Below are 23,762 nucleotides of genomic sequence, written 5' to 3' on the forward strand. Positions count from 1 at the left end.
TTTTGGCAGAGGATTTTGGAGGTGCTAAGCCTCAATGGTAACCACCTAGCGGAACGAGGACGCTGTGCGATCCTGAGCGTTCTCTTCGGAGGCTCCATGACCCTAATGATCCGATTCCTGGTTCCGGCCCTCGTATTTGCCCTCCCCGTGGCCGCCGCAGGGAAGCGAGCCTTCACCATCGAGGACCTCTACCGCCTCAAGGGCGTGCAGCACCTGGCCCTGAGTCCGGACGGGTCGAAGCTGGCCTTCGAAGTGTCCACCCAGGACCTGAAGGCCTCCACGCGGAACACGCAAATCTGGCTGCTCGACACGGCCACGGGCGCTACGCGGCAGCTCACCTTCTCAGGCAAGTCCGACACGGCGCCGCAGTGGTCGAAGGACGGGAAGACCCTCTACTTCCTCTCCAGCCGCGCGGGCGGGAGCCAGCTCTGGGCCCTGGACCTCGCCGGCGGCGAGGCGCGCAAGGTGACCAGCTTCGAGGCCGGCGTGGGCGCGCCCAGGCTGATGCCCGGCGGGAACCAGGTGGTGTTCGAGGCCTCTGTCTTCCCCGAGGCCATGGCGGACGGCGCCAAGCAGAAGGAGCTGGCCGACAAGCTGGAGAAGGGGCCCGTGCAGGCCCACCTGGCGGACTCGCTGCTCTACCGCCACTGGACCGAGTGGCGGGACTTCCAGGTGAGCCACCTCTTCAAGGCCACCTTCGAAGGCAAGGTCGAGGCCCTCACCGGCGGCGCCCAGGACTTCCCCGCCTTCTGGCAGACCTGGGACCTGAGCCCCGACGGCAAGGAGGTCTGCGTCACCACCAACACCGATCCCGTGCCGGCCCGCAGCACGAACCAGGACCTATTCCTGATCTCCCTGGAGGGCGACCGGTCGCCGAAGCGCATCACCGGCGACAACCCCGCCGCCGACCAGGATCCCAAGTATTCGCCGGACGGCCGCTACATCGCCTACCGCTTCCAGACCAAGCCCGGCCACGAGTCCGACCGCTTCCGCCTGGCCGTCTACGACCGGCAGACGAAGGCCCGGAAGGTCCTGACCGAGGCCATCGACAACTGGGTGGACGCCTTCCAGTGGTCCGCCGACGGCAAGGCGATCTGGTTCACCGTGCAGGAGAAGGGCCGCTGGCCGCTGTTCCGCGTGGAGGTGGCCACGGGGAAGACCGCCCGCATGCTGGAGGGCCAGAGCATCCGCGAGTTCCAGGTGAGCCCCGACGAGAAGGCCGTCTTCCTCAGCAAGACCCGCGTGGGCGAGCCCGTGGAGGTCTGGCGCTATGCCTTCGGCAGCAAGGAGCTGAAGCGCCTCACCGCCTTCAACCAGGCCGTGGCCGAGGAGGTCGACATCCGGCCCGCGGAGGAGCAGTGGGTGAAGGGCGCGGACGGCAAGGACATTCAGGTGTTCCTGGTGAAGCCCCATGGCTTCGACCCCGCCAAGAAGTACCCGCTCATCCTCAACGTCCACGGCGGTCCGCAGATGATGTGGTCGGACACGCTGCGCGGCGACTGGCAGGTGTATCCCGGCGCGGGCTACATCGTGGCCTTCCCGAACCCGCACGGCTCCACCGGCTATGGCCAGACCTTCACGGACGCCATCAGCGGCGACTGGGACGGCAAGGTGCAGACGGACATCGCGAAGGTGGCCGATCACCTCGCGGCGCTGCCCTACGTGGACAAGGACCGCATGGGCGCCATGGGCTGGAGCTGGGGCGGCTACGCCATGATGTGGCTCGAGGGCCACACCACGCGCTTCAAGGCCATCGCCGCCATGATGGGCGTCTACGACCTGCGCTCCATGCACGGCGCCACCGAGGAGCTGTGGTTCCCCGAGCACGACCTCACAGGCACGCCCTGGGACAAGGCCGCGGCCTACGAGCGCATGAACCCCAGCAGCCACGTGAAGGCCTTCAAGACGCCCTGCCTCGTCATCACCGGCGAGCGCGACTACCGCGTGCCCTACACCCAGAGCCTGCAGTTCTTCACGGACCTCCAGGAGATGGGCGTGCCCAGCCGCCTCATCGTCTTCAAGAACGACGGCCACTGGCCGGACAACCTGAAGTCCATGCCCGTCTACTACAACGCCCACCTCGAGTGGTTCCAGAAGTACCTGGGCGGCGGCGCCGCCCCCTGGAAGACAGAGGACCTGGTGCGGAACCTGGCATTCGGGAACGCCGGGAAGTAGCATCGGGTCAGTCCCCGGAGAAACCATGCGTCGATCGGCCCTGCCTGCCCTGATGCTTGCCTGCCTGCTGGCCTGCGCGGAGAAGGAGGCGCCGGCTCCGGCCACGGCGCCGGCCACAACTCCGGGCACGACCCCGGCCGCTGGTGCGCCCGCGGCCCAACCTGCCGCCCAGCCGGCCCCTGTTGGGACGAAGGCGGAGCCATCGACTCCGGCCCCGGCTCCCAAGGCCGCCGAGACGGCTCCGAAACCGGCCGCCGCCCAGACAGCGCCCGCGACGGCGCCAACTCCAGCGCCGGCTCCAGCCCCAACCGCTGTTCCCGCACCTGCGCCTGCACCTGCACCCGCTCCGGCACCCGCCGCGGCCCCGGCGCCTGCTGCGGCGAGCCCCATGCCCTCCATGGCGAACAACGGCCATGCCGCCGTCGGGGCCAGTGCCTGCAAAATGTGCCACCGCGTCCAGCACGACTCCTGGTCCGCCTCGGCCCACGCGAAGAAGGGCCTCGACTGCGAGGCCTGCCATGGCAACGGCGCCGACTACAAGGCCATGGGCGTCATGAAGAACCTGGCGGCGGCCAAGGCCGCGGGCCTGGTCCTGCCCACCCTCGACTTCTGCCGGAAGTGCCACGGCGCGAAGGCTGACGCGGCGCTCTTCGCGCGGGTCCACGCCCACAAGAGCTGACCCGCGGGGAGCCACCCTCGATCCCGCCCCGAGCCAAGGGGGCAGGACAGGGTCTCCCAGTTCCTTGTCCGCCATCGATCGGAGCCCTCCGTGATCCTGCGCCTTCCCCTCGTCCTGGCCCTCCAGATCGGCCTTGTCGCCGTGGCCCAGGGGTCGCATTCCAATCCGCGGCCCACCCAGATCCTGGATTCGCCGGACAACGGCCAGCACCTCGCTGTGTCCGTGATCGATCCGCAGGAGGCGGGGGACCTCTTCGCCGAGCTGGCGGGGCGGTCGGACATCCCGTACGGCTTCCTGCTGGACGGCAGCTATGCCCGGGCCCACAAGATGGTGCGCCTCCTCGACGGCCGGGGCGTGACGGCGGCCAAGGCCTGGGTGGAAGGTGAGCTCTTCGTGGACAGCCAGCGCTTCGGCGAGGTGGGGCTGTCCTACCACGTCGCACCTGTCGTGTTCGTCCGGGAGGGCAAGACCCCGACGGCCCAGGTCCTCGACCCCTCGCTCTTCGACCGGCCCGTGCCCTACGCCACCTGGAAGGCCAGGCTCCTGGCGAAGGCCAAGGCCAAGCTGACACGGGCCTACTTCACCACACGGTTCGCCTACGACCCCGACGACCGCACGAAAGTCCAGACCGACTACGACGAGGAGTCCCTGCGGGACATGAACAGCACCAACCGCGACTTCGACCGCAAGCTGTTCATGTTCGACCGCGCGGCGGCCCTCAAATCCCATTGATCGGGGGCCGGGCGGCCCCTCACGGCTTCGCGGCCTTCAGCTTCCAGTAGCCTCCCCCGCCCGCGGTGTGCGGCTCCAGGCCGCGGCGGGCGGCGCGGAGGCCGTCCAGCAGAACCCGGCGGATGTCGCTGATCACGGGCGGGGCCGTGGCGAAGTAGGAGTGCTCCAGGAGGCTGGTGTCCAGGCCCGAGGCGTCGATGGTCTCGATGCCCGGCACCACCACGATGCCTTCGGCAGTGTCGCCGGCCCGCGGGTAGCCGTGGACCTTCTTGGACGCCAGCAGGGCGTTGTCCCCATTGGAGGCGTAGAGGGTGATGCGGTCGCAGCCCGCGACCAGGGCGGGGGCGATGTCGCGCTTGAAGATCTCGGCATCGATGTCCGGGGCGGTGAGGATGATCTCCTTGAAGCGGCCCTTGAGCTTCGGCTGTTCCGCGAAGGCCTGCCGCAGGGCGCCCGTGAGGACGCGGTTGCCCATGGAGTGGGCGATGAGGTAGATGTCCGTCACGCCGCTCTTCTGGGCGAAATCCACCAGGAACTTCTTGAGGTTCGCCTCGCTCCACTGGGCGTTGTTCTCATCCGTGGTGTAGCCCTGGAGGGTGCCCTGGGAGGGCCAGCTGTAGAACACGGGCACGCCGCGGTAGTCCAGGTCGTAGGTGATCTGGGCGGTGCGCCGGGCGGCGTCGTCGAAGGCCACGTTGTAGCCGTGGACGAACACGAAGCTCGACCCCGAAGCACCCTTCGCCTGGACCCGCGCCTTCACCCGGTTCAGGAAGCCCATCCGGGAGTGGGGGGTCCAGTCCAGGATGGCCATGTGCTTCCGGGGGTCCTCGCGGAATTCCAGCTTCCAGAGGGACGGGGCCTCGATCTCGCCGGTCTTGTGCCCATGCGGGACGCTGACGATGACCTCGCCGTAGGCGATCCCGGCGCCGCGGCCTCCGCCGAAGCTGCCGGTGCGAGGATCCAGCTTCCGGTCGGTGCCGAACATCACCGATACGCGGGCATAGGCCTGGTCCCGGTCCACGTTGGGGTTGGCCCCCACGGGCGTGGGACGGGGAGGGGGCAGGGACGGGCGCGACGAAGCCGCTCGCCGGGGCATCTCGACCCTTTCCGCCATGCGGCGGTCCTCGGGCGGCCGGGATGCTTCGGCGTCCACCAAGGGCTCGGGCCTGGGGGGGCGGGCGGAAGGCGCGGGCGGAGGAGGCGGCGGCGGGGGCGCCGGAGTGGGTACTGGAGCGGGCGTCGGGGCTGGTGCCGGGGCCGGCTGGACCACCGGCGGGCGGGTGGCGCAGGCGGCGAGGAGCCCCGCGAGCGCTGCGGGCCACAGGATCCGTGAAGGCGTCAGTCGGGGCTGGGGCGCGGGCATGGCATCCTCGGCGCGGAATGCTCGGAAGGGGAAGGGGGCTTCTGTCGTTCTGCGGATGACCGGATTCTACGTCCGTGGATCACCGCTGGGCCACCCCCCGTGAGAGCGATCGGGGCCACCCGAATTTCCTGTTCACACAGACAGAGGGCGATCATGATGGGGTTTCTTCCGGCCGATCAGCCCCCACGCCGTCCTGACGGCCGCTTCCATCCACTCCGCCACGCGCCTCCAGGAGGTGGCATGCCGAGTACCAAAGGCCCGGGACCGGACAGGGACTTCATCCGGGTCCAGGCCTCGGGCATCCACGGCACCGGGGTCTTCGCCAAGCGTCCGATCCCGAGGGGGACGCGGGTCCTCGAATATGCCGGGCGGCGTGTGGCCAAGACCGAGCTGCTGGCCGCGGCCGGGCGAGGCGAGCGCACGCTGACGTACGTCCTGAACCTGGACGAGGACATGGCCATCGACGGTGCGGAGGGGGGCAACGACGCCCGCTTCGTCAACCACAGCTGCGAGCCCAACTGCGAGGTCTACATCTTCGACGGGACGCCCTACGTCTACGCCATGCAGGACATCCCGGAGGGTCGCGAGCTGACCTTCGACTACCAGCTGCAGTCCGCCAGCTCATCCCGTCTGTCCCGCTCCCTGAGCCGCGAGCTCTTCCCCTGCCACTGCGGGGCTCTGACCTGCCGGGGCACCCTGGTGGCCCTCCCGAAGCGGCGCGCGAAGGCCGGGCGCGCCACCCCCGCACAGGCCACCCCGCCGCAGGGTTGATGCGGCACCACCCAGGAGGAGGATCCATGAAGCGGAAACCCAGCAGCAAGTCGCAGTCTCCGGCGGTCGCGATGCTCTCCGCCAGCGTGTTCCTCACCTCCGGCGCCTCGGCCCAGGCCACCCGGCCCCAGCCTCCCAAACCTCAGTCCCCCGCATCCCAGCCCCTCGGCCAGGCAGCCCCCCGGGCGCTGCCCGCGGTCCAGAGCCCCGCCGCCGGTCGCGAAGCCGCGGCCTATACCATCAAGTTCGCCGGCACCTTCATGAAGTGGCGGGGCAGCCTGTCCGTGGCGGGCATGCTGAACGGACGGCCCGTCTTCAAGACGCCTCAGGGCGAGTACTTCCAGGTGGAGCCGAACACCGGCGACCTGCAGTTCCACAGCGCCGAGTCCCTGGGCTACATCAAGCTCGCGCCAGCGGGTCGGGCGGCGGCGCCGGCCCGCGCCGGCTACATCAAGTTCGACGCATTCAAGAGCGAGCAGCGGCTCTCCGTGATCGGCGTGGACGCCCAGGGCCGCGTCATCCAGGAGAATGCGCGGGGCGAGCGGTTCTACCTCAACCCCATGGGCGACATGGTGTTCGTGAAGTAGCTCAAGGCTGCGGGGTGGCCGCCGCCATCCGGGCGGCCACCCACTTGTCGATGGCCTGCCGGATGGCGGGCATGGCCTGCTGGGCGGCCACGATGCCCGCCTCCATGCAGCGCTTCTTCTGGGTGAAGTCCAGGGTGCCCACGTCGCCGATGGCCGGTGAGATCAGCACGTCCGCGTCCTTCTTCGAGTGCTCCACATTGAGGGCGAACATGATGTTGGCGGCCTGGAGGCTCACGCCCAGCAGGTTGGTGATATCCGTGTTCCCCACGTTGGCGCTGATGTCCACGGCGATGACGAGGTCGGCGCCCTTGGCCCGGGCCACGGAGATGGGGATGTTGTCCACCACGCCGCCGTCCACCAGGATCTTGCCCATGTGCTGAACGGGCTGGAACACGCCGGGAATCGCCGAGCTGGCGCGCACGGCGCGGGCCACGGAACCGCGGTCCAGTACCACCTTCTGGCCCCAGTTGAGGTCCGTGGCCACGGCGGCGAAGGGGATCTTCAGCTGCTCGATGTTCGCGGGCTTGATGTGGCCCTTGACCCAGGTCTCCAGCTTGTCGCCCTTGGCGAAGCCCATGCCCGCCACCGTGGAGATCACGCCGAAGTCGAAGAGGTCTTCCTTCTGGAGCTGGAAGGCGGTCCACTCCAGGTCGAAGCTGTTGCGGTCCGCGGCGTAGATGGCTCCGATGAGGCTGCCCACGCTGGTGCCCACCACCAGGTCCACGGGGATCTTCTCCTGCTCCAGGGCACGGATGACGCCGATGTGCGCGAAGCCACGCGCCGCGCCGCCGCCCAGCACCAGGGCGATCTTCGGTTTGGGCGGAGGACCCTGCGGCTTGGGCGGAGCCGGGGGCTGAACCTGGGGTGGCGGCGCCTGAGGCACCACCACGGGTGCCTGAGGCTGGCAGGCCAGGAGCAGGGCGAGACCCAGCAGGGCCCCGGCCCGGGCGATGCGCGAGGAAATGAGGCTGGTCATGCCCCGAGGATACCCGACCCGTCTGGGGAGTGATCCCTCGTAAGATGATGCTAGAGTGGGGTATGACCCCCCAGGAGCCTTCCATGCGTCCCGCTTCCGCCTTGGCCGCCCTCGTGACTCTGCCCGCCCTGGCCGCCGATCCCGCCACCGCCACCAATCCCTTCTTCGCGGAGTGGAAGACGCCCTTCGGCGTGCCCCCCTTCGCGGAGATCAAGGAGGAGCACTATCTCCCGGCCTTCCGGGAGGGCATGGCCCGCCAGAAGGCCGAGGTGGCCGCCATCGCCGATGCCAAGGAGGCCCCCACCTTCGCCAACACCATCGTGGCCCTGGACCTGTCCGGCCAGTTCATGGATCGCATCGGCTCGGTCTTCTTCAACCTCACGGGCGCCGAGACGAACCCGAAGCTCCAGGCCGTGAACCGCGAGGTCATGCCCCTCCTGGCGGCCCACCGCGACGACATCAACCTGGATGCGAAGCTCTTCGGCCGGGTGAAGGCCGTGTGGGACGGCCGCGCCGCGCTGAAGCTCGAGCCCGACCAGGCCCGCCTCCTGGAGCGCACCTACAAGGGCTTCGTCCGGGCCGGTGCCGCGCTCACGCCCGCTCAGCAGACCCGCATGCGGGCCATCAACGCCGAGCTGTCCAAGCTGGGCGTGGACTTCGGCGACCGCCTCCTCAAGGCCACCAAGGCCTTCCAGATGGTGGTGACGGATCCGGCGGACCTGGCGGGCCTGCCCGAGGGCACGCGCCTGGCCGCGGCCGCCGCGGCGAAGAAGGCGGGTCAGGACGGGAAGTGGCTCTTCACCCTGGACGGCCCCAGCATCTGGCCCTTCCTGGAGTACGCCCAGAACCGCGAGCTGCGGAAGCGGATCCTCACGGGCTACCTGGAGCGCTGCAACCAGGGCGGCGACACCGACACCAACGCCATCGTGGCCCAGGTGGCGGCCCTGCGCGTGGAGAAGGCCCAGCTGCTGGGCTACAAGACCTGGGCTGACTTCGTGCTCGAAGAGAACATGGCGAAGGATCCCAAGGGTGTCTACGGCCTGCTGGACCAGATCTGGAAGCCCGCGCTGGAGGTCGCCAAGAAGGAGCGCGCGGAGCTGCAGGCCATGATGGCCAAGGATCTGCCCGGCCAGAAGCTGGAGGCCTGGGACTGGCGCTACTACGCCGAGAAGGTGAAGCAGGCCAAGTACGACTTCGACGAGGAGTCGGTGAAGCCCTACTTCGCCATTGATGCGGTGCGGCATGGCGCCTTCACGCTGGCGGGCCGGCTCTACGGCATCACCTTCACGGAGCTGAAGGACATGCCCGTCTACCAGAAGGACGTGCGCTGCTTCGAGGTGAAGGAGCAGGACGGCAGGCACCTGGGCCTGATCTACGTGGACTACCACCCGCGCCCCGGCAAGCGCGGCGGCGCCTGGATGAGCAGCTACCGCCCGGCCTGGGTGAAGGACGGGAAGCAGGTGGATCCCGTGGTGGTGAACGTCTGCAACTTCACGGCCCCGGCGGGCGACCGCCCCGCGCTTCTGACCTCCGACGAGGTGCGCACGCTCTTCCACGAGTTCGGCCACGGCCTGCACGGCCTCTTCTACAAGGGCCGCTACCGGGGCACCGCCGGCACGCCGCGCGACTTCGTGGAGCTGCCCAGCCAGGTCATGGAGAACTGGTCCATGGAGCCGGAGATGCTGAAGCTCTACGCCAAGCACTACAAGACCGGCGAGGTGATCCCCGACGCCCTGGTGGCCAAGATGAAGAAGGCCGCCACCTTCGGCCAGGGCTTCGCCACCACCGAGTACATGGCCGCCTCGCTGCTGGATATGGACTGGCACACGCTGACCACCACCAAGCCCCAGGACACCGCCGCCTTCGAGAAGGCCTCGCTCGCCAAGTGGGGCCTCCTCGCCGAGATCCCGCCCCGCTACCGCAGCCCCTACTTCAACCACATCATGGGCGGCTACGCGGCGGGCTACTACAGCTACATCTGGAGCGCCGTGCTCGACAGCGACGCATTCCAGGCCTTCAAGGAGAAGGGCAACCTCTTCGATCCCGCCACCGCCGCCAAGTTCCGCGCCGAGGTGCTCTCCAAGGGCGGCACGATCGATCCGGCCCAGCTCTACCGGACCTTCCGCGGCCGGGATCCCAAGGTGGAGCCCCTGCTGGAGAAGCGCGGCCTGAAGTAGAGGCCCGCTCGGGCTTCTACTGACCTCCACGAAGAACACGAAAAAATACGCGAAGGCCACGAAGGCATCCTCCAGCGCCCTGGCAAGGACATCCGGGCCTCCGGCCCCCGGGCGCGCTTTGCGCGTCCGGTTTCATGGTCGGCGGCTCCGGGCGGCTCCCAGGGGTCGCCATGGCCACCTGCGAAGAGATGCCCGCGGTGAGTCGGATTCTCTTCGCGCCCTTCGCACGCCCGAAGGGCGTATTCGCGCGCTTCGCGTTCCGCTTTTCTCCGTGCCCTTCGTGGAGATTCTTGAGGCTCTCGGGTCGACGGGCTAGTACCGGCCCACGATCTCGTCCCACCGCCCCTGGGCCTTCAGGATCCGCTCGGCGGCCTGGCGCAGCACGCCCCGGCCGCCGGAGACGGGCACGGTCCAGTGGCAGACGGCCTTCACCTCGTCCGCCGCATCCGAAGGGCAGCAGGCCAGGCCCACGCGGCGGAGCAGGGGCAGGTCTGGCAGGTCGTCGCCCAGGTGGCCGACCTGATCGTAGGCCAGGCCGTACTTGGCACAGAGCTGGTCGAGGATGGGCAGCTTGTCCAGGTGGCCGGCGAAGCAGTCCTCCACGCCGAGGTCCCGGGCTCGGTTCACGGTGGCGCCGGCGTCCAGGCCCGAGATGAAGGCCACGGGGATGCCGGCCCGCTGCAGGTGCTTGATGGCGGCCCCGTCCCGCACGTGGAAGGCCTTCGTGTGGCCGGGTTGCGGGCCGTAGTGCAGGGAGCCGTCGGTGAGGACCCCGTCGATGTCGGTGCAGAGCAGGCGGATCTTAGCGGCGCGGGCGTCCAGGTCCTCCACGGGGGGCCTCCTGCCTCAGCCTAGCATCGCGGACCGGCGGGGGAGCTCGGAGGACCTCCGGGTGGATTTTCCCGATCAAGGGATGATGTCCATCACGAATCGCCGCCAAGGCCGGCAGGGCGGTGGAATGTCGGTTGCTGAATGATCCGATGGATATACAGTTTTCCAGTGGGATCTGCCTTTCGGGGTTGACAAAGGCTGAAACCGAATGATCATAGTCGCATGGAGTTGAAGTCGTGAATCACCAGCTCAGCAATCCCATGATCGAAGAAGTGAGCGGCCTGTTCAGCGCCCTGGGCGACGCCTCCCGCCTGAAGATCCTCCGTTCCCTCCTCGACAACAAGGGGCCCCTCAGCCAGGGGGCCGTGGCCGAGGCCTCGGGCCTGTCCCAGGCCAATGCCTCGAAGCATCTGGCCTGCCTCGTGCGCGTGGGCCTAGTGACCCGCGAGCCCGAGGGCAATGCGGTGTACTTCACCCCCGTGATGCCCCTGGTGGGCGAGCTCTGCGACCTAGTGTGCGGTCATGTGACCGACCGTGCGAAGATGACCTACAAGGCCCTTAAATGAACGAATGCTTTTATATGCAGTTGCTTTTTTTTGCTTAGGAGTATTCCTTTATGAACATTAAAGCCATAACGGGATTGAGCTTGGCGCTGCTGTCGGGGGGAAGCCTCCTGGCGCAGGAGGGCTTGACCGTGGCCGACAGCATCCGGAAGGCCTGGCGCGACCAGGCCGGCCTCCGCGCGGGCCAGGCCATGGTGGAATCCCGCCAGGCGGAAGCCGAGGGCACCCGCGACCTCCGGTTGCCGAGCCTCACGATCCAGGCCCAGGGGATCCGCACCAACGAGCCCATGATGGCCTTCGGCATCAAGCTGAATCAGGCCCGCATCGCCGCGGCGGACTTCAACCCCGACAGCCTGAACCACCCGGATGCCATCGGCGCCTACGGCGGCTCGGCCGTACTCCAGCAGCCCCTCTACACCGGCGGGCGGATCACCGCCGCCCGGCGGGCGGGCGACTTCATGGCCCAGGCCGAGGTGGCCAGCCAGGAGCGCCGGAAGCAGGAGGCGGCCCAGGCGGTGGTGGAGGCCTACTTCGGCACCCAGGTGGCGGAGCAGGCTCTTCTGTGGGTGGAGGATTCCAGGACCTGGATCCAGGGCATGGAGGACTTCGTGGGGGCCCGCGTCAAGCAGGGCCTGATGCTGGAATCCGAGCTCCAGCGTCTCAAGGCCTTCCACGCCCAGATCGACGCCCAGAAGGCCGACGTCACCAAGCAGGTGCGTGCCGCCCGTTCGGGGCTGGGCCTGCTCACGGGAACAGGCCCTGTGGAAGGTCGCCTGGCCACGCCCTTAGAGCCCACGGATCCCTCCACCGACCTTCCGGTCAGCCGCCGCGGCGACCTGGTGGCTGCGGATCTCCAGGCCAAGGCCGCCGCGGAAGGCGCCAAGGCCGCCAGGGGCAGCATGCTGCCGGAAGTGGGGCTGGAGCTGGGAGCCGGCACCCTCCACCATTCCTGGTCCGACAAGGGGAACTGGACCTGGGCCGGCGTGGGCGTGAAGTGGAAGGTGTTCTCCGCGCCGGACCAGGCCAAGGCCCGGGCCGCCCGCGCCCAGGAGCGCGCCGCCCGCGAGATGCGGGACTTCAAGCAGCAGCAGGCCGAGCACGAGATCCGCGTGGCCAGGGAAGGCGTCCTCGCCGCCCAGGCCCGCTACGCCGCGGCGAAGGAATCCCTGGCCGCCGCCGAGGAGTCCAAGCGCCTGCGGGAGGCCCGCCACAAAGAAGGCCTCGCCCCTCTCATCGAAGTGCTGGACGCGGAAGCCGCCGTGCAGGGCGCCCGCACCCTCATCCTCCAGAGCCTGTTCGATCTTCGCGTGAGCCGCGCCAGCCTGGATCTCGCCACCGGCACCCCCATCGAAGGAGTGAAGCCATGAAGACCGTCGTTGTGTCTCTGACTTTGGGGGCAGCGCTGCTCGGGACTCTCGCTTGCGGGAGCAAGCGGGATTCCCGAGTGGAAAAGGAACTGCCGCGGGTCGCCGTGTCCCTGGTGGGTGGCCGCGCGCCGGAAGGCGGTGCCTGGGTGGCTGCCACGCTGCAGTCCAGCCGCACGGCCACGATGTCTACCCGCATGGCCGCCCAGGTGAAGCGCGTGCTGGTCCAGGAAGGCCAGCGGGTGTCCGCGGGCACCCTGCTGATCTCCCTCGGCGACGAGGACCTCCAGGGCCAGCTGAAGGCCGCGGAGACTGGCCTGGCCACGGTTGAGGCCCACCACCGCCGCATCCAGGCCCTCCAGGCCCAGAAGGCCGCCACCCCCTCCGAGCTGGAGCAGGTGCAGGCCCAGGTGGCCCAGGCCCAGGCCGGCGTGGCCGCCATCAAGGCCAACATCGCCTACACCCAGATCCGCGCACCGTTCTCGGGCGTGGTCCAGTCCCGCAAGGTGAACGAGGGCGACTTCGTGGGACCCGCCATGCCGCTGCTGGAGCTGGTGGGCGACGGCGAGCAGGAACTGGTCGCCACCGTGTCCGAGGATGAAGCCAAGGGCCTGAAGACCGGCTCCAAGGTGACCTTCGAAACCGAGGGCGTCCAGGGCGAGGCCCAGATCACCGGCCTGGCCCCCGGTGGCGATCCGTACAGCCACAAGGGCACCCTGCGGGCCAAGGTGCTCAAGCCCAAGGGGCTCCGCCAGGGCTCCTTCGCCCGCATCCAGGTGCCGGGCGTGAAGGCAGTCACCCAGGGCCTCTCCGTGCCCCGCACTGCCCTCGTGCAGCGCGGCGAACTCACCGGCGTCTTCGTGGCCAAGGACGGCCATGCCGAGCTGCGCTGGCTCTCCCTGGGCGAAGGCGAGGGGAACTTCCTGCCCGTCCGCTCGGGCCTGAAGGAGGGCGAGAAGGTCATCGACCATCCCGGCGCGCTCCAGGATGGCCAGCCTGTCGAAATCGGAGCTGCTGCTGCGGCTTCGCCGAAGCAGCAGGTGGGGGGCTCCGAGGGGGACTTCGCGAGCGAAGCGAGCAGGCGGTCCCCCTCGGACCGTACCAAGGGCGGGGTGAGCCATGGCAAGTAACCAGGAAGGCGAGCTGAAGCTCGGCCTGGCCGGGCGGCTGGCGAAGGGCTTCCTCCGCAGCAAGCTGACGCCGCTCATCGTCCTGGCTTCGCTGCTGCTGGGCGTCCTCGCCGTGGTCCTGACGCCGCGGGAGGAGGAGCCCCAGATCATCGTCCCGATGGTCGACCTCTATGTGCCCTACCCGGGCGCGAGCCCCAAGGAGATCGAGAGCCAGGTCGCCACGCCCCTGGAGCGCCGCCTCTGGGGCATCCCCGGCGTCGAGTACCTCTACAGCACGAGCATGCCGGGCATGGCGCTCATCACCGTGCGCTTCAAGGTGAACGAGCCCCAGGAGCCCAGCCTGGTAAAGATCTACCAGGAGCTGGCGGCCAATCCGCAGATCCTGCCGCCCGGGGCCATGAAGCCCATCATCAAGCTCCAGACCATCGACGATGTGCCCTTCCTGGTGCTCACGCTCCACGGCGAGGCCGGCTCCGGGCAGACGCCCGGCCAGCTCCGCCAGGTCGGCGAGGTCCTGGCGCGCGAGCTGTCCGACGTGCCGAACACCGCCCAGGTGAAGGTGGTCGGCGGCGCCCGACGCATGGTGCGCATCGAGCCGGATCCGGATCGTCTCCGGTCCCTCAACATGTCCATCGGCGAGCTCCAGCCGGCCCTCCAGGCCGCCGAAGCCCAGCTGCCCGCGGGCGCGCTCGTGGACCACGGCAAGCGCACGGAGCTCGAGGCCACCGGTTTCGTGCTCCAGGCCTCCGAGTTGCGCCGCCTCGTGGTGGGCGTGCGGAACATGAAGCCCGTCTACCTCGCGGATGTCGCCAAGGTGGTGGACGCCCCCGAATCCGAACCGCCCATGGTCCTCTTCGCCGACGCGGCGCGGCCTGGCTTCGAGCCCGCCGTCAGCATCGCCCTCTCCAAGCGGGCCGGGGCGAACGCCGCGGCCCTGGCGGAACAGGTGCTCACCAAGGTGGAAGCCCTGCGTGGAAGCCTCATCCCTCGCGACCTGAAGGTGGCCGTCACCCGCAACTACGGCGAGACGGCGGGCGACAAGTCCAATGAGCTGATCGAGCACCTGCTCATCGCCACCCTCAGCGTCATCGCGCTCATCCTGCTGGCCATGGGCTGGCGCAGCGCCGTGGTGGTGGGCGTGGCCGTGCCGGTCACCCTGGCCCTCACCCTGCTCATCACCTACCTCTTCGGCTACACGCTGAACCGCGTCACGCTCTTCGCGCTCATCTTCTCCATCGGCATCCTGGTGGACGACGCCATCGTGGTGGTGGAGAACATCCACCGGCACCTGCATCTTCCCGGCCAGAAGAAGACCTTCGCGCGCATGGTGGTGGAGGCGGTGGACGAGGTGGGCAATCCCACGATCCTCGCCACCTTCGCGGTGATCGCGGCCATCCTGCCCATGGCCTTCGTGCGCGGCCTCATGGGACCGTACATGCGGCCCATCCCCGTGGGTGCGAGCCTGGCCATGATCTTCAGCCTGGTCATCGCCTTCGTCATCAGCCCCTGGGCCAGCCTCATCGTGTTCCGCAAGGAGGCGCACCTGCCGGACATGGATGTCACGGGCCTCCATCCCGGCCATCCCGACCAGGCGGCTCCCGAACCGGCCCAGCATCACCGGGGTCCTGACGAGGTGCCCGAGACCCGGTTCACCCGGATCTACCGGACCTCCATGCACGCCCTGCTGACCCGGCCCAAGGTCCGGTGGGCCTTCTTCGCCGGCGTCGTCGTCCTGCTCCTGGGGGCCATGTCCCTGGTGGGCTTCGGCGTGGTCAAGGTCAAGATGCTGCCCTTCGACAACAAGTCGGAGTTCATGGTCCAGCTGGACCTGCCGGCCGGGACGCCGAAGGAGGACGCCCTGGCCGCCGGTCAGGACATCGCCCGCCGCCTGCTGAAGGACGCCACGGTCAAGGACGTGCAGGTCTACGCGGGCGAAGCCGCGCCCTTCACCTTCGTGGGCATGGTGCGCCACAGCTTCCTCCGCCAGGCGGCCGAGATGGTCGACATCCAGGTGAACCTGGTGCCCAAGGGCGACCGGAAGGAGCAGAGCCATGACATCGTCGTGCGCCTGCGCCCCGAGCTCGAGAAGATCTCGAAGCCGGCGGGGGCCCGCATGAAGCTCGTGGAGATCCCGCCCGGCCCGCCGGTCATGGACACCATCGTCGCCGAGATCTATGGGCCTTCCGATGCCGAACGCACCCGCCTGGCCGGGGAAGTCCTCGGCGCCTTCAAGAGCGTGGACGGCATCGTGGATGTGGACTCCACGCTGAATCCGACCTCGCCGAAGATCAGCCTCGTCCTCGACCGCGAGAAGGCGGCCCTTCATGGGGTGGCCCCGGCAAGTGTCATCCAGACGCTCTACATGGCGGGCTACGGCCACACCGTCGGGGCCTTCCACGTCCTGCGCGGCTCCAGCCAGGTGCCCGTGGTGGTGCAACTCCCCTCCGAGAAGCGCCAGCGGCTGGATCAGATCCTCCAGCTCTATGTCCCGGGAGCCCGGGGCATGGTGCCCGTGAGGGAGCTGGTGACGGTGAAGGACGGGACCGAGGCCCCGGTCATCCACCACAAGAACCTGATGCCCGTCACCTACGTCTTTTCCGACCTGGCGGGGACCATCGAGAGCCCCGTCTACGCCCTGGCCGCGCTGAACAAGAAGATCGACGCCCTCAAGGGCACCGGCGGCGCGAAGGTCGAGCGTCTCGGGCTGGCCCATCCCGAAAACACCGAGAACCTCATCATGAAGTGGGACGGCGAGTGGCACATCACCCTCGAGGTCTTCCGCGACCTCGGCATGGCCTTCGCCGCCGTGCTGGTGCTGATCTTCGTCCTGGTGGTGGGCTGGTTCGAGAGCTTCGAGATCCCCTGGGTGATCCTGGTGCCCATCCCGCTCTCCCTCATCGGCATCATCCCCGCCCACGGCCTCATGGGCGCCTTCTTCACGGCCACCAGCATGATCGGCTTCATCGCCGGCGCCGGCATCATCGTCCGCAACAGCATCATCCTCGTGGACTTCATCGAGTTGAAGCTGAAGGAGGGGATGTCGCTGGAATCCGCGGTGGAGGAGGCCGGCGTGGTGCGGTTCCGCCCCATGCTGCTGACCGCCGCCGCCGTGCTGGTGGGGAGCGCCGTCATGCTGGCGGACCCCATCTTCCAGGGCCTGGCCATCAGCCTCATGGCGGGCGAAGTGGCCGCCACCCTGCTGTCCCGCATCGCCGTGCCGGTGCTCTACTACGTCGTGGCCCGCCGTGGCCACGCGGCCAACCTGCAACGCCAGGCGGCCCTTGCCGCCGAAAAGGAGTGATCCATGAACGTCGATCGCATCGTCCACACCGTCGCCGGCACCTTCATCCTGCTGAGCCTCGCCCTGGCGAAGTTCCACAACCCGAACTGGATCTGGTTCACCGTCTTCGTGGGCGCGAACCTGCTCCAGAGTGGCCTCACCAACTGGTGCCTCATGTCCACGATCCTGCGCAAGCTCGGCGTGCCCGAAGGGCAGGGCGTGGGATGTTGCCAGTGAAGCCCATGGCCCTCCGCATCCTCCTGGGTCTCGCGGTCGGCGGGGTCCTGGGCTACGTCTACCAGCGGCTGGTGGGCTGCAGCACCGGAACCTGCCCGCTCACCGCCACGCCCCTCCGCGCCATCACGTACGGCGCCGTGATGGGCCTGCTCTGGGCCGCGGCCAAGTAGGCCCCGCGGGCGGCCTCGGCCGCCTCTCCTCCTGTCCATTTCCGGAGTCGCCATGTCCGACGTCATCCATCTCACCACCGAGGCCTTCCACAAGGTCTCTTCCCACCAGAACCCGGTGCTCATCGACTTCTGGGCTCCCTGGTGCGGTCCCTGTCGTATGCAGGGCCCCATCCTCGAGGAGGTCGCCAGGACCGCGGGCGCGAAGGCCGTCGTGGCGAAGGTCAACGTGGACGAGGAGCCGCTGCTGGCCGGGCAGTTCGGCGTCCAGAGCATCCCCACGCTCGTGGTCCTCAAGGACGGACGCATCCTGAGCCGGATGGTGGGCGTCCAGTCCGCGCATGCACTCCTGGCGGCCCTCCAGCAGGCGGGTGCCTGATGGCCGAGTACTGGATCTACCTCATCCCGGTGGCCGCCATCGGCTACCTGCTGTGGAGCCGTCGCTCCGCCTCGGCGGCGGACGTGAAGGCCCTGCTGGAGCGGGGGGCCCAGATCGTGGACGTCCGCACCACCGGCGAGTTCCGCACCGCCTCGCACCCGAAGGCCATCAACATACCCGCGGACCAGCTGGACCTGCGCGCGAAGGAGCTGGATCCCGCGCGCCCGGTGCTGCTCTGCTGCGAGAGCGGCAGCCGGAGCGGGTTCGCCGCCTCCATCCTCAAGCGCAAGGGCTTCAAGGAGGTCCACAACCTCGGCTCCTGGCGCCGCATCGCCACCTTCCTCCCCTGAAAGGAACTTCCATGGAAGCCCATGTCCGCTGGGAATCGGGTCTGACGTTCCAGGTGGACCAGGAAGGCCACCAGTACCACATCGACGTGCCGGCTGGTGACGGGGCGCCCACCAAGGGGCCCCGGCCCAAGGGGCTCGTCCTGGCCGGGCTCGGCGGATGCACCGCCATCGACGTGGTGAGCATCCTCGAGAAGATGCGCGTGAAGCTGGACGGCCTCGAGGTGCAGGTGAGCGCCGAGGCCCGGGAGGAGCATCCCCGGACCTTCACCGGCATCCATGTCCGCTATGTGTTCCGGGGCAGGAACCTGCCCATGGACAAGCTGGAGCGCGCCGTGAAGCTGTCCGAGGAGACCTACTGCGGGGTCTCCGCCATGCTGCGCCCGACCGTGCCCATCACCTCAGAGATCGTGGTCGAGGGTTGACCGGCGGTTGAAGCCGGCACGGAGGATCGACCATAAAAACGGCGGGCCCACCCCGGGCCCGCCTCCCCTACCCCTGAGCTTTCCGGAACCGCGAGCGGTCCAGCGCTGGGATGCGAATAGAATATGATTAAATAACGATTTAAGACTATTGAAAACAATGTGATTTCCGTCACCGACGGTTTCCCGTTTGGTTTCAGCTCTTTGGGTGAGCCCCTCCCGCGCCGGCGTGGGATACTGGCCGCGCATCAGGGATCCAGAGGCGTCGCAGGCCATTCATTCCGGGAGAAACCATGGGTGATCCGCTTTTCTGGCACAGGCTGCAGTTCGGCTTCACGGCGACCTACCACTACCTTTTCCCGCAGCTGACGATGGGTCTCGCCCTGGTGATCGTCGTGCTGAAGGCCATGGGCCTCCGCACCGGCGAGGCGCGCTACAACGACGCGGCCCGCTTCTGGATCAAGATCTTCGGCATCAACTTCGCCGTGGGCGTGGTGACGGGCATTCCGCTGGAGTTCCAGTTCGGCACGAACTGGGCCGCCTTCTCGCGCTTCTCCGGCGGCATCATCGGCCAGACCCTGGGCATGGAGGGCATGTTCGCCTTCTTCCTGGAGAGCAGCTTCCTGGGGATGCTGATCTGGGGCGAGAAGAAGCTCTCGCCGAAGGGCCACTTCGGGGCCGCCCTGGCGCTGTGGATCGGCAGCTGGCTCTCGGGCTACTTCATCATTGCCACCAATGCGTTCCTGCAACATCCCGTGGGCTACACCCATGCCGCCGACGGCAGCCTCCAGCTGGCCAGCTTCTGGGCTTTCGTGCTCAACCCCTGGGCGCTGGGCCAGTACGCCCACAACATGATCGCCTCCGTGGTGACGGCTTCCTTCGTGGTGGCGGCCATCGGCGCCTACTGGACCCTCAAGGGCATCCATCCGGAGCAGGCCCGGTTGAACCTGCGAGCGGGCACGATCATGGGCCTGATCTTCAGCGTGCTCGTGGCCTTCCCCACGGGAGACATCTCCGGCAAGCTCGTGGCGAAGTACCAGCCCATCACGCTGGCGGCCATGGAGGGCCGCTTCGAGAGCGGGCCCCGCGCCAACCTCACCCTGGTGGGCCAGCCCAACGTGGCCCAGCGGCGGATCGAGAATCCCATCCAGCTGCCCGCGGTACTGAGCTTCATCGCCTACGGCAGCTTCTCCAGCAACGTGAAGGGTCTGCTCGAGTTCCCCGAGGACCAGTGGCCGCAGAACATCGAGCTGCTCTACTACAGCTTCCACATCATGGCGGGCCTGGGCACGATCATGATCGCGATCATGGGCCTGGCCGCCCTGCTGCTCTGGAAGAGCCGCCTCGACACGGCGCGCCCCATGCTCTGGGTGCTGATGCTGGCCTTCCCCTTCCCGTACATCGCCACGGCCGCGGGCTGGGCGGTGGCCGAGTTCGGCCGCCAGCCCTGGCTCATCTACGGCCTGTTGCGCACCGTCCAGGGCGGCTCCCCCACGGTGAACGCGGGCCACACCGCGTTCACGACGCTCGGGTTCGCCGGCATCTTCGTGGTGCTGAGCGTCCTGTGGCTCTTCCTCATCGGCCGGGAGATCGCCCACGGCCCCGTCTCCCACTCCCAGAAGGCCTAGGAGGCTGCCATGGAAATGCTCTGGTTCTGGCTCGTCTCCGTGATGGTCGCGATCTACGTGGTGATGGACGGCTTCGACTTCGGCGCCGGCATCCTGCACCTGGTGGTGGCCAAGACCAACGAGGAACGCCGCGAGGTGCTGGGCGCCATCGGCCCCCTGTGGGACGGCAACGAGGTCTGGCTGCTGGCGGGGGGAGGCTCCATGTTCCTCGCCTTCCCCAAGGTGCTGGCCTCGGGCTTCTCGGGCTTCTACCTCGCCATCTGGCTGGTGGTCTGGTGCCTGATGGCCCGCGGCATCTCCATCGAGTTCCGGTCCCATCTGGAGGACGGGCTCTGGCGGCACTTCTGGGACGGGGCCTTCGCGTTCTCCAGCGTGCTGCTCCCCATCCTGTTCGGCGCGGCCCTGGGCAATGTCCTCCGGGGCGTGCCCGTGGACGGGAGCGGCTACTTCGAGATGGCGCTCTGGACGAACTTCCGCCAGGGCCCCCAACCCGGCATCCTCGACTGGTACACCGTCCTCATCGGGGTGTTCGCCCTGGTGACCGTGGCCGGCCATGGCGCCCTGTTCCTGGCCTGGAAAACGGAGGGCGCCGTGCACGACCGTGCCAAGGGGCTCGGCATGAAGCTGTGGGGCGTCGTGCTGGTCCTGTGGATCGTGGCCAGCTACGCCACCTCGGCCGTGAATCCCGGCATCTTCCATCGCCTCCCCCAGGCCCCGCTGGGCTGGGTGGCCTCCCTGATCTTCCTGGCGGGCCTGGGCCTGGTGTTCGTGGGTCTCAAGCGGGAGCGGTTCCTGATGGCCTTCCTGGGGTCCGGGGCCTTCATCCTCGGCCTCCTCGCGGCCAGCGCGGCCTGCGTCTACCCGGTGATGCTGAGATCCACCCTCGACCCCCAGTTCGACCTGACGGCCCTCAATGCCAGCGTGGGCTCCCACGGCCTCCGCGCGGGCCTGGTCTGGTGGCTCATCGGCTTCCCCATCGCCATCGGCTACCTCACCTTCCTCTTCCGCTTCCATCGGGGGAAGGTGAAGGCGGCGGCGGAGGGCGAGGGCTACTGACCTGGTTTCTGCGTGGTTCAGGAAAATGGGCGCCGGGAGGCGCCCTTTTTCCTGAGGTGGGCAAGGATGAAGGCGTGTGCCCCTAGGCGTGGCCCGGCCGGCTCCGGTGCCACCGCCAGGCCAGCCAGGCCCAGCAGGCCACCATGCCGAGCCAGCCGAGGCCCTGGAGCCCGCGGGCCAGCGTCGTGTCCTGGGCCAGCAGGCCCCAGCGCCCCAGCAGCGTGGCCCAGTCGTGCTCGCCTCCACCCACCAGCGGGAGAGCCTGCGCGCGGGCGTCCGCCACATAGCGCGCGATGTTCAGGAGGTTCTCGAAGGCCCAGATGCCCGTGGCCGCGGTGCCCACCGCATCCCGGCGCAGCCAGAAGGTCCCGAGCGCGACCAGGGGCACCAGGAGCTGCATGAAGGTCCCGCCGAGGATGGTCAGGACCTCCCGGCCCAGGAGGCCGAAGATGGGATGGCCGGCTTCGTGGAACACCAGATTCACGCTGTCCAGCAGCGGGATCCAGCCCTGGTCGGCGCGGATCGCGAGAACGGCGAGCAGGAGGAAGCCCACGGAGACGCCGGTCAGGGCGGCGGTTCCCACGGGCTGCCACTCGGCCTCCCAGGCCTCGGCCAGCAGTTCCAGAAGGGGCGTCACGGATGCGCCAGGTGCCTCGCCACGATCCAGTCCACCACCTGGTCGAGGCTCATGGCGCTGGAATCCAGCTCCACCGCGTCCACGGCCTTCCGCAGGGGCGCCACGGCGCGGGTGCTGTCGGCCTCGTCGCGGCGGCGCTGATCGGCAAGCACCTCCTCGAACTTTGGAGCCTGGCCCTTGGCTTCCAGCTCGAGGAAGCGCCGCCGGGCGCGGGCCTCGGGGCTGGCGGTGAGGAAGATCTTGCAACAGGCGCCAGGGAAAACCACCGTGCCGATGTCGCGGCCGTCCACCACCCAGCGACCGGAGGCGCCGATGCGGCGCTGCTGCTCCACCAGCACTTCGCGCACGCGGGCATCCGCGCTCACGGGCGTCACCCCGCGCGTGACCTCCTGGCTGCGGATGGCCTCGCTGACGTCCTCGCCGGAGAGGAAGATGCGCGTGCCTTCCTGGGCGAGGTCCAGGCTCGCCAGGAGGCGTTCCAGTGCGGGGCGGTCCGCCAGGGACAGGCCCGCGCGCTGGAGGGCCAGGGCGGCGGCGCGGTACATGGCGCCGGTGTCGAGGTACTGCCAGCCCAGACGCGCGGCGACCCGTCGGGCTGTGGTGGACTTTCCCACGCCGGACGGGCCGTCGATCGCGATCAGGGGAAGGGCGGAAGCGGTCATGCCTTCATTCTGCGGGACCGCTCCCGCCCTTGCCATTACTTCATGCCGAGGTCCTTGAGGACCTTGGGATCCTTCTCGTCCTGGGCCAGGATCGTGTGGCAGGTATCGCAATCGCCCTTGATGGTGCGGCCATCGGTGGCGGTGTGGCTGCCGTCGTGGCAGCGGAAGCAGCCCACGGCCTCCTCGTGGCCGATGTTGTTCGGGTGCGTGCCCCAGGTGAGCTTCATCTCGGGGAACACGTTGCGCATGTAGATGGCCTTCACAGCCTCGGCGGCCGCGTCTACCTGGGCCCGCTTGTGCTTGAACACGTCAGGGTAGGTGGTGCGGTAGAACTCGTTGATGCCGAGAACGATCTTCGAGCCCGCCTCCTGCTGGCTGGCGTACTCGACCTTCAGCAGCTCCACCGCCTTCTTCTTGATATAAGGCAGGTCGGTGGCGATGAGGCCCTTGGCCATGGACTTGTCCACGGCGCGGTCGGGCAGCTCGAAGGTGTGGGTGGGCCGGTTGTGGCAGTCGATGCAGTCCATCTTGCGCTCGGTGGCCTTGGCAAGCTGATCGGGCGTGAGCTTCTTGTAGTCGTCGGTGACGTACTCCACGAGCTGGCCGTTGTCGTCGCGGTAGGTGACCTTGGGGATCTCCTGGCGGCGGTGGTCCGTGCTGATGTAGCTGATGCGCTCCATGGCGTCCAGGTGGCGGCCGTGGATGCCCGTGGTGCCGTTCGGCGTGTGTCCGCCAATCTTCAGCAGGAGGATGCTGGTGGAGGGGGTGTTGGCCTCGTCATCCGCGAACTTGGTGCGGATCAGCAGCTTGTCGTCCGTGAACTTCTGGGGCCAGTGGCACTGCTCGCAGGTCTCGCGGGCGGGGCGCAGGTGCTCGACCGGGCTCGGGATGGGGCGCGAGTAGGTGCCGAAAGCCACCGCGAAGAGCTGGCGGGTGCCGGAGATCTTGGCGCGCACCAGGGCGGGGGCGCCGTGGCCGATGTGGCACTGGGCGCAGCCCACGCGGGAGTGGGGCGAGTTCAGGAAGGCGGTGTACTCGGGGCTCATCACGGTGTGGCAGGTGAGGCCGCAGAAGCGGTTGGAGTCCATGTACTCCACGCCCTTGAGGCCCGCGGTGCCGAGGATGCCGACGTTGATGAAGGTGAGGGCGCCCACCACCAGCAGCAGGCGGCGGATGCCAGGCTGGGTGAAGTCCACCTTCTGCAGGGGCGTGGGAGCCTCGCCCGACAGGCGGCGCTGGCGGCGCACCCGGAGGATGCCCACGGGGATGAGGACCAGGCCCACGAGGAAGATGGCGGGAAGGGCGAGGAAGAGCAGGATGCCGACGTAGGGGTGGATGGCCCGGGGGCTGGTCAGCTCCATGAACCAGAACCAGACGAGCGTGAAGGCCGAGCTGGTCGTCAGGGCCACGCCCAGCAGGGTGATCCAGTTGTTCCCCAGCTGGAAGCAGAGCCTGGCGAGGTCTCTGATGCGTTCTTTCAAGCTCATGGATCCACCTCCGCGACGTGGGGGAAAGACAAATGACACCCGAGTGGGCAATGCCTCATCCCACCCTAAATTCCTCCGGGATCAGCCGCAAGACAGGGCAGGGTTGAGGAGG

The 23,762-nt window shown here is 68.4% G+C and carries 23 protein-coding genes; 17 read left to right on the plus strand and 6 right to left on the minus strand.

Annotation, left to right across the window (positions count from 1 at the left end):
• The first annotated feature begins 96 nt into the window (after nucleotides 1-96).
• The 3 genes from MLG87_RS09670 to MLG87_RS09680 all read left to right on the plus strand — a co-directional run bounded on the left by MLG87_RS09670 (nucleotide 97) and on the right by MLG87_RS09680 (nucleotide 3,586).
• Nucleotides 97-2,175 carry a S9 family peptidase gene (locus MLG87_RS09670; protein WP_243294972.1) on the plus strand — a complete coding sequence of 693 codons (2,079 nt, stop codon included), beginning with the start codon at nucleotides 97-99 and terminating at the stop codon, nucleotides 2,173-2,175.
• Nucleotides 2,176-2,200: 25 nt separating this feature from the next.
• Complete coding sequence (locus MLG87_RS09675; protein WP_243294973.1) at nucleotides 2,201-2,854, plus strand: cytochrome c family protein; 654 nt, start codon at nucleotides 2,201-2,203, stop codon at nucleotides 2,852-2,854.
• A gap of 90 nt (nucleotides 2,855-2,944) precedes the next feature.
• The gene (locus tag MLG87_RS09680) at nucleotides 2,945-3,586 is read left to right on the plus strand and encodes a protein-glutamine glutaminase family protein (RefSeq protein ID WP_243294974.1); all 642 of its coding nucleotides are present in this window, start codon (nucleotides 2,945-2,947) and stop codon (nucleotides 3,584-3,586) included.
• 19 nt (nucleotides 3,587-3,605) lie between these two features.
• Here the strand turns inward: MLG87_RS09680 and MLG87_RS09685 are convergent, their stop codons facing one another.
• Complete coding sequence (locus MLG87_RS09685) at nucleotides 3,606-4,949, minus strand: alpha/beta hydrolase (protein ID WP_243294975.1); 1,344 nt, start codon at nucleotides 4,947-4,949, stop codon at nucleotides 3,606-3,608.
• A gap of 240 nt (nucleotides 4,950-5,189) precedes the next feature.
• On the opposite strand from MLG87_RS09685, the gene MLG87_RS09690 reads away from it, so the two are divergent.
• Together MLG87_RS09690 and MLG87_RS09695 are read left to right on the plus strand one after the other, a co-directional pair.
• Nucleotides 5,190-5,720 carry an SET domain-containing protein gene (locus MLG87_RS09690; RefSeq protein WP_243294976.1) on the plus strand — a complete coding sequence of 177 codons (531 nt, stop codon included), beginning with the start codon at nucleotides 5,190-5,192 and terminating at the stop codon, nucleotides 5,718-5,720.
• A gap of 26 nt (nucleotides 5,721-5,746) precedes the next feature.
• Nucleotides 5,747-6,307 carry a hypothetical protein gene (locus tag MLG87_RS09695; protein WP_243294977.1) on the plus strand — a complete coding sequence of 187 codons (561 nt, stop codon included), beginning with the start codon at nucleotides 5,747-5,749 and terminating at the stop codon, nucleotides 6,305-6,307.
• A gap of 1 nt (nucleotide 6,308) precedes the next feature.
• Here MLG87_RS09695 and MLG87_RS09700 read toward each other — a convergent pair whose 3' ends face one another.
• The gene (locus MLG87_RS09700) at nucleotides 6,309-7,283 is read right to left on the minus strand and encodes a patatin-like phospholipase family protein (RefSeq protein WP_243294978.1); all 975 of its coding nucleotides are present in this window, start codon (nucleotides 7,281-7,283) and stop codon (nucleotides 6,309-6,311) included.
• 83 nt (nucleotides 7,284-7,366) lie between these two features.
• Here MLG87_RS09700 and MLG87_RS09705 point away from each other — a divergent pair, with 83 nt between their 5' ends.
• A complete protein-coding gene (locus MLG87_RS09705; RefSeq protein ID WP_243294979.1) occupies nucleotides 7,367-9,460 on the plus strand; it encodes a M3 family metallopeptidase in 2,094 nt (697 codons plus the stop codon).
• Nucleotides 9,461-9,772: 312 nt separating this feature from the next.
• Here MLG87_RS09705 and MLG87_RS09710 read toward each other — a convergent pair whose 3' ends face one another.
• Nucleotides 9,773-10,291: a KdsC family phosphatase gene (locus tag MLG87_RS09710; RefSeq protein WP_243294980.1), complete on the minus strand. Its 519-nt coding sequence runs from the start codon at nucleotides 10,289-10,291 to the stop codon at nucleotides 9,773-9,775.
• Nucleotides 10,292-10,527: 236 nt separating this feature from the next.
• Between MLG87_RS09710 and MLG87_RS09715 the strand changes: the two genes are divergently transcribed.
• From MLG87_RS09715 to cydB, 11 genes are all read left to right on the plus strand, one after another.
• Nucleotides 10,528-10,857, plus strand: a complete 330-nt coding sequence (locus MLG87_RS09715; RefSeq protein WP_243287650.1) for an ArsR/SmtB family transcription factor — start codon at nucleotides 10,528-10,530, stop codon at nucleotides 10,855-10,857.
• A gap of 80 nt (nucleotides 10,858-10,937) precedes the next feature.
• Nucleotides 10,938-12,221 (plus strand): TolC family protein, encoded by a 1,284-nt coding sequence (locus MLG87_RS09720; protein WP_243294981.1) that lies wholly within the window; start codon nucleotides 10,938-10,940, stop codon nucleotides 12,219-12,221.
• Nucleotides 12,222-12,298: 77 nt separating this feature from the next.
• Nucleotides 12,299-13,348: an efflux RND transporter periplasmic adaptor subunit gene (locus MLG87_RS09725; RefSeq protein WP_243294982.1), complete on the plus strand. Its 1,050-nt coding sequence runs from the start codon at nucleotides 12,299-12,301 to the stop codon at nucleotides 13,346-13,348.
• On the plus strand, nucleotides 13,338-16,649 hold the full coding sequence (locus tag MLG87_RS09730) for an efflux RND transporter permease subunit (RefSeq protein WP_243294983.1): 3,312 nt from the start codon (nucleotides 13,338-13,340) through the stop codon (nucleotides 16,647-16,649). Before MLG87_RS09725 ends, MLG87_RS09730 begins: the two co-directional genes overlap by 11 nt.
• 3 nt (nucleotides 16,650-16,652) lie before the next feature.
• Nucleotides 16,653-16,865: a YgaP family membrane protein gene (locus tag MLG87_RS09735; protein ID WP_243294984.1), complete on the plus strand. Its 213-nt coding sequence runs from the start codon at nucleotides 16,653-16,655 to the stop codon at nucleotides 16,863-16,865.
• A gap of 5 nt (nucleotides 16,866-16,870) precedes the next feature.
• Entirely contained in the window at nucleotides 16,871-17,035 is a 165-nt protein-coding gene (locus MLG87_RS09740) for a DUF6132 family protein (RefSeq protein ID WP_243294985.1), read from the plus strand.
• A 52-nt stretch (nucleotides 17,036-17,087) separates the two neighbouring features.
• Nucleotides 17,088-17,411, plus strand: a complete 324-nt coding sequence (gene trxA, locus MLG87_RS09745; RefSeq protein ID WP_243294986.1) for a thioredoxin — start codon at nucleotides 17,088-17,090, stop codon at nucleotides 17,409-17,411.
• Nucleotides 17,411-17,761, plus strand: a complete 351-nt coding sequence (locus MLG87_RS09750; RefSeq protein WP_243294987.1) for a rhodanese-like domain-containing protein — start codon at nucleotides 17,411-17,413, stop codon at nucleotides 17,759-17,761. The genes trxA and MLG87_RS09750 overlap by 1 nt, the downstream gene beginning before the upstream one ends.
• An 11-nt stretch (nucleotides 17,762-17,772) precedes the next feature.
• Nucleotides 17,773-18,183: an OsmC family protein gene (locus MLG87_RS09755; RefSeq protein ID WP_243294988.1), complete on the plus strand. Its 411-nt coding sequence runs from the start codon at nucleotides 17,773-17,775 to the stop codon at nucleotides 18,181-18,183.
• A gap of 290 nt (nucleotides 18,184-18,473) precedes the next feature.
• Nucleotides 18,474-19,808 (plus strand): cytochrome ubiquinol oxidase subunit I, encoded by a 1,335-nt coding sequence (locus MLG87_RS09760; RefSeq protein ID WP_243294989.1) that lies wholly within the window; start codon nucleotides 18,474-18,476, stop codon nucleotides 19,806-19,808.
• Between the two features lie 9 nt (nucleotides 19,809-19,817).
• The gene (cydB, locus tag MLG87_RS09765; RefSeq protein ID WP_243294990.1) at nucleotides 19,818-20,864 is read left to right on the plus strand and encodes a cytochrome d ubiquinol oxidase subunit II; all 1,047 of its coding nucleotides are present in this window, start codon (nucleotides 19,818-19,820) and stop codon (nucleotides 20,862-20,864) included.
• Nucleotides 20,865-20,946: 82 nt separating this feature from the next.
• On the opposite strand, the gene MLG87_RS09770 is transcribed toward cydB, so the two are convergent.
• The 3 genes from MLG87_RS09770 to MLG87_RS09780 are packed head-to-tail and all read right to left on the minus strand — an operon-like array spanning nucleotide 20,947 to nucleotide 23,650.
• The gene (locus MLG87_RS09770; protein ID WP_243294991.1) at nucleotides 20,947-21,501 is read right to left on the minus strand and encodes a hypothetical protein; all 555 of its coding nucleotides are present in this window, start codon (nucleotides 21,499-21,501) and stop codon (nucleotides 20,947-20,949) included.
• Nucleotides 21,498-22,163, minus strand: a complete 666-nt coding sequence (cmk, locus tag MLG87_RS09775) for a (d)CMP kinase (RefSeq protein WP_243294992.1) — start codon at nucleotides 22,161-22,163, stop codon at nucleotides 21,498-21,500. Before cmk ends, MLG87_RS09770 begins: the two co-directional genes overlap by 4 nt.
• A gap of 35 nt (nucleotides 22,164-22,198) precedes the next feature.
• Entirely contained in the window at nucleotides 22,199-23,650 is a 1,452-nt protein-coding gene (locus MLG87_RS09780) for a NapC/NirT family cytochrome c (protein WP_243294993.1), read from the minus strand.
• Between the last annotated feature and the right edge of the window lie 112 nt (nucleotides 23,651-23,762).

The sequence above is a fragment of the Geothrix mesophila genome (assembly GCF_022808835.1).
Taxonomy (GTDB): Bacteria; Acidobacteriota; Holophagae; order Holophagales; family Holophagaceae; genus Geothrix; species Geothrix paludis.

Excerpts from the sequence above, each read along its gene's own strand:
- MLG87_RS09670 (WP_243294972.1), top strand. The coding sequence starts at position 97 with ATGACCCTAATGATCCGATTCCTGGTTCCGGCCCTCGTATTTGCCCTC.
- MLG87_RS09675 (WP_243294973.1), top strand. The coding sequence starts at position 2,201 with ATGCGTCGATCGGCCCTGCCTGCCCTGATGCTTGCCTGCCTGCTGGCC.
- MLG87_RS09685 (WP_243294975.1), bottom strand. The coding sequence starts at position 4,949 with ATGCCCGCGCCCCAGCCCCGACTGACGCCTTCACGGATCCTGTGGCCC.
- MLG87_RS09690 (WP_243294976.1), top strand. The coding sequence starts at position 5,190 with ATGCCGAGTACCAAAGGCCCGGGACCGGACAGGGACTTCATCCGGGTC.
- MLG87_RS09695 (WP_243294977.1), top strand. The coding sequence starts at position 5,747 with ATGAAGCGGAAACCCAGCAGCAAGTCGCAGTCTCCGGCGGTCGCGATG.
- MLG87_RS09700 (WP_243294978.1), bottom strand. The coding sequence starts at position 7,283 with ATGACCAGCCTCATTTCCTCGCGCATCGCCCGGGCCGGGGCCCTGCTG.
- MLG87_RS09705 (WP_243294979.1), top strand. The coding sequence starts at position 7,367 with ATGCGTCCCGCTTCCGCCTTGGCCGCCCTCGTGACTCTGCCCGCCCTG.
- MLG87_RS09730 (WP_243294983.1), top strand. The coding sequence starts at position 13,338 with ATGGCAAGTAACCAGGAAGGCGAGCTGAAGCTCGGCCTGGCCGGGCGG.
- MLG87_RS09735 (WP_243294984.1), top strand. The coding sequence starts at position 16,653 with ATGAACGTCGATCGCATCGTCCACACCGTCGCCGGCACCTTCATCCTG.
- MLG87_RS09740 (WP_243294985.1), top strand. The coding sequence starts at position 16,871 with ATGGCCCTCCGCATCCTCCTGGGTCTCGCGGTCGGCGGGGTCCTGGGC.
- trxA (WP_243294986.1), top strand. The coding sequence starts at position 17,088 with ATGTCCGACGTCATCCATCTCACCACCGAGGCCTTCCACAAGGTCTCT.
- MLG87_RS09750 (WP_243294987.1), top strand. The coding sequence starts at position 17,411 with ATGGCCGAGTACTGGATCTACCTCATCCCGGTGGCCGCCATCGGCTAC.
- MLG87_RS09755 (WP_243294988.1), top strand. The coding sequence starts at position 17,773 with ATGGAAGCCCATGTCCGCTGGGAATCGGGTCTGACGTTCCAGGTGGAC.
- MLG87_RS09760 (WP_243294989.1), top strand. The coding sequence starts at position 18,474 with ATGGGTGATCCGCTTTTCTGGCACAGGCTGCAGTTCGGCTTCACGGCG.
- cydB (WP_243294990.1), top strand. The coding sequence starts at position 19,818 with ATGGAAATGCTCTGGTTCTGGCTCGTCTCCGTGATGGTCGCGATCTAC.
- cmk (WP_243294992.1), bottom strand. The coding sequence starts at position 22,163 with ATGACCGCTTCCGCCCTTCCCCTGATCGCGATCGACGGCCCGTCCGGC.
- MLG87_RS09780 (WP_243294993.1), bottom strand. The coding sequence starts at position 23,650 with ATGAGCTTGAAAGAACGCATCAGAGACCTCGCCAGGCTCTGCTTCCAG.